This window comes from Chamaesiphon sp. OTE_20_metabat_361, assembly GCF_031364565.1.
On record NZ_JANLWO010000355.1, the window covers coordinates 1 to 5,076 of the forward strand.

At 46.2% G+C, this 5,076-nt stretch carries 4 protein-coding genes; 1 reads left to right on the forward strand and 3 read right to left on the reverse strand.

Annotation, left to right across the window (positions count from 1 at the left end):
• Positions 1-105 precede the first annotated feature (105 nt).
• Positions 106-1,386, reverse strand: a complete 1,281-nt coding sequence (locus RMO35_RS10355) for a TetR family transcriptional regulator (protein WP_309740953.1) — start codon at positions 1,384-1,386, stop codon at positions 106-108.
• A 270-nt stretch (positions 1,387-1,656) separates the two neighbouring features.
• Between RMO35_RS10355 and RMO35_RS10360 the strand changes: the two genes are divergently transcribed.
• Entirely contained in the window at positions 1,657-2,523 is an 867-nt protein-coding gene (locus tag RMO35_RS10360; protein WP_309740955.1) for a fatty acid desaturase, read from the forward strand.
• 212 nt (positions 2,524-2,735) lie between these two features.
• Here RMO35_RS10360 and RMO35_RS10365 read toward each other — a convergent pair whose 3' ends face one another.
• On the reverse strand, positions 2,736-3,563 hold the full coding sequence (locus tag RMO35_RS10365; protein ID WP_309740957.1) for a hypothetical protein: 828 nt from the start codon (positions 3,561-3,563) through the stop codon (positions 2,736-2,738).
• A gap of 267 nt (positions 3,564-3,830) precedes the next feature.
• Entirely contained in the window at positions 3,831-5,006 is a 1,176-nt protein-coding gene (locus tag RMO35_RS10370) for a TRC40/GET3/ArsA family transport-energizing ATPase (RefSeq protein WP_309740961.1), read from the reverse strand.
• Positions 5,007-5,076: the final 70 nt, after the last annotated feature.

The window sequence follows — 5,076 nt, forward strand, 5'->3', positions numbered from 1 at the left end:
GACTATGCCTGAAACCTAGTTGGTGGGCATAGTCTATCTTATAAAAAATTGCCCCTACCGAGGGTTTCATCCCTCAATCCAGCAACACTTAATTTCTAAAGTTTATCAATGCCGATCGACATTGAATGCTTGTGCTAATACTGTCAACTCTTTAGCTCGATGTACATAGGGTTCGAGTTGACTGGTTTCCCATCCCGTCAATACCTGCATTGCTTCGATCGATAGTCCTCTCATTATCATTTCTACGCACCAAGTCACTTGCGCTTGCGCGATCGTCGGTGGTGCGCCTGTGGGTGCGATAATTTCATGAGTCGATTGTTGCCAGAGTTGGTGCAAATCGCCTGCTGTTAATGCCGTGTCATCTGAATTGATGAATAAAGCCAGATTAGAATCTTTGCGGCTTCTGAGCCATTGTGTGAGGGGATTTTTGAGATAGGAGCCGTAGCGTTTGCCGAGAATCCATTGATTGACTGGTACTTGCCGGATTGCACCGCGAGTTATTTGTAAGAGTTGCAGATCGTTACTACTGACATGATTCGATCGAGTCAATGCGATAATCTCACTGACACTCAATCCTGTGCCAAATAAAACATACGCCAGCGCATAGGTTTGCAGACTATGTTTTTTGGCTTGTTGAAGGATTTGATGGACGATTGATGCGGGTAAATCGAGTTGAATTGCGGGGGTATCGGTAGGATTAGTTACTGTTGAGTGTTGACTATTTACAGCCATAGCACCCGCCACAAATAACTTCACAACGCGATCGAGAAAATCCGTGCGATCGCGCCATAAGCCATGAAATTCACTAGTTAGTTCGATCGTGGCATAGCCGAATAATAATGTATGCAGTAAACTGGTAAGCTGCTCGATCGGTAATTGTAAATCTGACTGCGATTCACCGATATTGGTTTTTAAATACTTGGCGACGCGGCGATTGGCGCGATCGAAACTGCGTCCCAATCCTTGACGATTTTCGGTGGAATATTGCCCCGACTCGCCAACGAGCGATCGAATGACGGCGGGAGTCTGCTCTAGTGCTTGCAGACAGGTATTGGCGTAGGTGCGGAGCATCTCGGCGAGATTACTGGCTGGCGGCAATTCTGTGCTTAAACTCTGTCCCAATTGCGCGAATACCTCCGCGTCTTCGATTACGGCGAGGAGCAACCCGTGTTTATTCCCAAATTGCCGAAATAACGTGACCTCATTTACCTGCGCCAATTCGGCAATCTGCTTGGTAGTCGTCTCACTTACCCCTTGGTTGGCAAATAATTCGATCGCTGCCTGGATGATTTTTTGGCGGTTGAGATTGCGGGGAGATGGCATGAGGTAAAGGTTTTGGAGATCTGCGAAAATAGAAGTCGCGATGAATGCAAGTGATACTTGCACAAGTTAACAAAACTTGTTAGGATGTAAATGCAAGCGTTACTTGCATACCGTCTTTCTACTATACCTAGAATTAGGTGTTAGGTATTGGGTATTAGGTATTAGGGAAATTACTCTTAGTGGCAATTCAGACCTAAAACCTTCAAATTAGATATTAGGGATTAGGTGTTAGGGAAAGTACTCTCACTGGGGAATTCAGACCTAAAGCCTTAAAACCTAAAACCTAAAGCCTAAAGCCTAAAGCCTAAAACCTAAAACCTAAAACCTAACTATATGACTGTTACTTCAATCGAGAAACGTGGGCACAGCCCAGTCGAAAATGACTCACCGCAACGGGATACGACACCATTAAGCTGGACGAATGTGTTCTTTTTTGGATCGTTTCATCTGATTGCCTTGGCAGCACCGTGGTATTTTGATTGGTCTGCATTGGGAGCGGCGATCTTCCTACATTGGCTGTTTGGATCGATCGGGATTTGTTTGGGTTTTCACCGTTTGCTCACACACCGCAGCTTTCAGGTGCCCAAACCGCTGGAATATGTCTTCGCAACCCTAGGCGCATTAGCACTCCAAGGTGGGCCGATTTTCTGGGTAGCCGGACATCGCCAACACCATTTGTATACTGAAGATTGGGACAAAGATCCCTACTCGGCAAAACGGGGTTTCTGGTGGAGTCATATGTTATGGATTTTTTACCCAAAATCTAATTTCTTCAATCTGGATGAGTACAAGAAAGCTGCGCCAGACTTAGCTAAAGATGCTTATTACCGTTGGCTTGATAAGTATTTCTTGTTCTTACAAATCCCAGTCGGATTACTATTGTATGCGATCGGCGGTTGGTCGTTTGTGATTTACGGTGTCTTCGTCCGGGCGGTGATTTTGTGGCACAGTACTTGGCTGATCAATTCGGCTAGTCATATTACTGGCTATCGCACTCATGAGTCGGATGACAACTCCCGCAATCTCTGGTGGGCGGCATTACTGACTTACGGCGAAGGCTGGCACAATAACCACCATGCTTATCCTAATGTGGCTAAAGGTGGTTGGCAATGGTGGGAAATCGATATGACTTGGTGGTCGATTAAATTATTACAAAAGCTCGGTGTCGCTAAACGGGTGATTTTACCACCGACGACTTAGAGAGTGTTTGAAAACTTAGGGGCTTGCAACTTAGTAAGCTACCAGTGGGTTCAGGTTGTGCCTACGGCACAACCTGAACCGACAAACATCTAGGATGTTATTTCCACCCAAGTCCCTTAGCTTTATTAAGCATAAACCCCGCCCTTCTGATATGGAAGAGCGGGGTTTCTAAGTAGGATTGTTATGATATGAACCAGATTTAGAATCAACAACTAAAAGCCGTAAGAAAGTCCGATCGACAATACTGGATAAGCATTAAAGCCGCGCAGATCGTTTTCGGTTTGACGCGCTTGATTGTCGAGTTGGGAGCGAGTAAGTGGGTTGTTGTTAAATGCTGGATTGCTGGCTGTGAGCGAAACTTTGGGCGAACCAGTAAACATTACGCCTAGATCCGCATTGAAGCCTAAACCTTCATTGCTAGACTTACCAATCCCGATGCCTAGATAAGGCGCGATCGAGTTACCATAGCTATACTCACCATTGAGAGTACCGACGTTAGCGGCTGAATATTGAGTGCCCGCGATCGTATATGTGCCAGTACTACTGGGTTTACTAGTGAGTGCAAAGCGATTATTTTGAGCGACGATGCCGCCAGTTACCCGGAAACTGCTGCTGGTAAAGGGGTAATAATCGCCAAAGAGCTGTACGCTGCTAAATTTTAGCTGGGCATCGTAATCGATGCCGCTATCGGTACGATTGAGATTGACATTACCAAAGTTAAAACCCAAGCGAGCATTTAGTTGTGGCGTCAATGATTTGTTGACATCGACACCGATGCCGAGCGTGCCAACTCGGGCGGTGACACCGACGCCTAGCGGTTGTCTGGTGTTAGTTGTCCTCTCCTGTTTGAGGGCAATCCGGTTTTGAAGCTGGGGAATAATGGGAGCTAAACCGATATTTAATCCTGCACTGGGTTGAGCTGTAGATCGATCGACGATACCGACTAATTCCCTGGCTGTAGCTGGACTAGCCGCGATTGCATTTAGCAAAAAAATTCCGAGCGAAATAGCTGTGAGACGGCAGTAGGTGAAATGAGACATAGAAGTTACCTCCGCTGATTCGACATTCAATTGGCATGGGTAGTATATTCGAGAAGATACTATCGTTATCTATATACTACCCAGTTACGCGATCGATATATCGATCTCGAATCCATCAGTGGATGTCTGAAAAGTCTAGATTGCTAAGCGCAGACCCTAGAAATTCCCCTTAGAAAGGGGGAATTTTACGGGTCTGAGCAAGCTTGAAAAGGGGGTTTGGGGGATTTAGATCTACGATCCACATCAAAAAACCTTTGCAGACATTCATTAAGCAAATTTAATTTTGAGATAATCCTCATCCATCTTCGCCCCAGTCGGTTGGAGTGCCGCTAGAGCTTGTGGTAAGACCATATTCCGACGGTGATTACCGATTCTAATATTCAATTCATCGCCAGTTTTATTGAGTTGAATTTGATCTTTGGCAATCCCTGGTAAATACAGCTCTAGACTATATAAACTATTACCTTCTTGAACGACTCGCAGGGTGTTTTCTTGATAGTAAACTTTGCTAGGATCTTCATCGCCATACAGCGTGACTTTGAGTCGATCGAGTGCTTCGAGTCCGCAGAGTTCCTCAGCATACAAAGGTACTTCCTTCACTGGCAAAGGATGAAAATTCTCGTGAATTTGTTGGCGATATGTCTCTTGATTTTCCTTCCAAGTTTTGAAGAAGGGATCGGTAACTGTTGCCGGAATAATCCGATTGGCAATAATTAAATCAGTCGAGACATTATACAAACTCAAATAAGCATGAGCGCGGAGCGATTCTTTGATAACCATCTTTTCGGGATTAGTCACCAACCGGACCGAAGAGACGGTATTATCCATCAAAATCTTCTGCAAAGCTTCGATTTGCTCGTAAAATTCATAGGGCGCATCCATCACTTCCTTATTCGGCAATGAGAACCCCGCGATCGGTCGAAATAACGGCTCTACTAGTGGTCTGAGCGCGACCGAAACTGCCTGTAAAGGCTTGTAAAACTTCCGCATGTACCAACCGCCGACTTCGGGCAAACTCAGCAGTCTCAGGGCAGTTCCTGTCGGTGCGGAGTCAATAATCAGCACATCATAGATTCCTTCATCGTAGTGCCGTTTCATCCGCACTAGCCCAAAGATCTCATCCATCCCTGGTAGGATTGCCAATTCTTCAGCTTGTACCCCTTCCATCCCGCGCGCTTGCAATACTTGGGTAATATAGCGTTTCACCGCTCCCCAGTTGCCTTCGAGTTCTTTGAGGGCATCCAGTTCCGCGCCCCACAGGTTCGGACGAACTTCACGCGGATCGTGCCCCATCTCCATGTCAAAGCTATCTGCTAGGGAGTGAGCGGGATCGGTACTCAGTACGAGGGTACGATAACCGAGTTCGGCACATCGCAACCCAGTCGCCGCCGCAACGGAGGTTTTACCCACACCACCTTTGCCCGTCATCAAAATTAAACGCATATTCTCTGTTGTTCTGTCCGAGTAATCTTTTGGCGCAGCCTCTAGTCAGAGAACATCGCTAGTTTCGATC

What these genes read in the sequence shown, in the direction of transcription:
- RMO35_RS10360 (WP_309740955.1), top strand. Translation starts at nt 1,657, where the DNA reads ATGACTGTTACTTCAATCGAGAAACGTGGGCACAGCCCAGTCGAAAAT.
- RMO35_RS10365 (WP_309740957.1), bottom strand. Translation starts at nt 3,563, where the DNA reads ATGTCTCATTTCACCTACTGCCGTCTCACAGCTATTTCGCTCGGAATT.
- RMO35_RS10370 (WP_309740961.1), bottom strand. Translation starts at nt 5,006, where the DNA reads ATGCGTTTAATTTTGATGACGGGCAAAGGTGGTGTGGGTAAAACCTCC.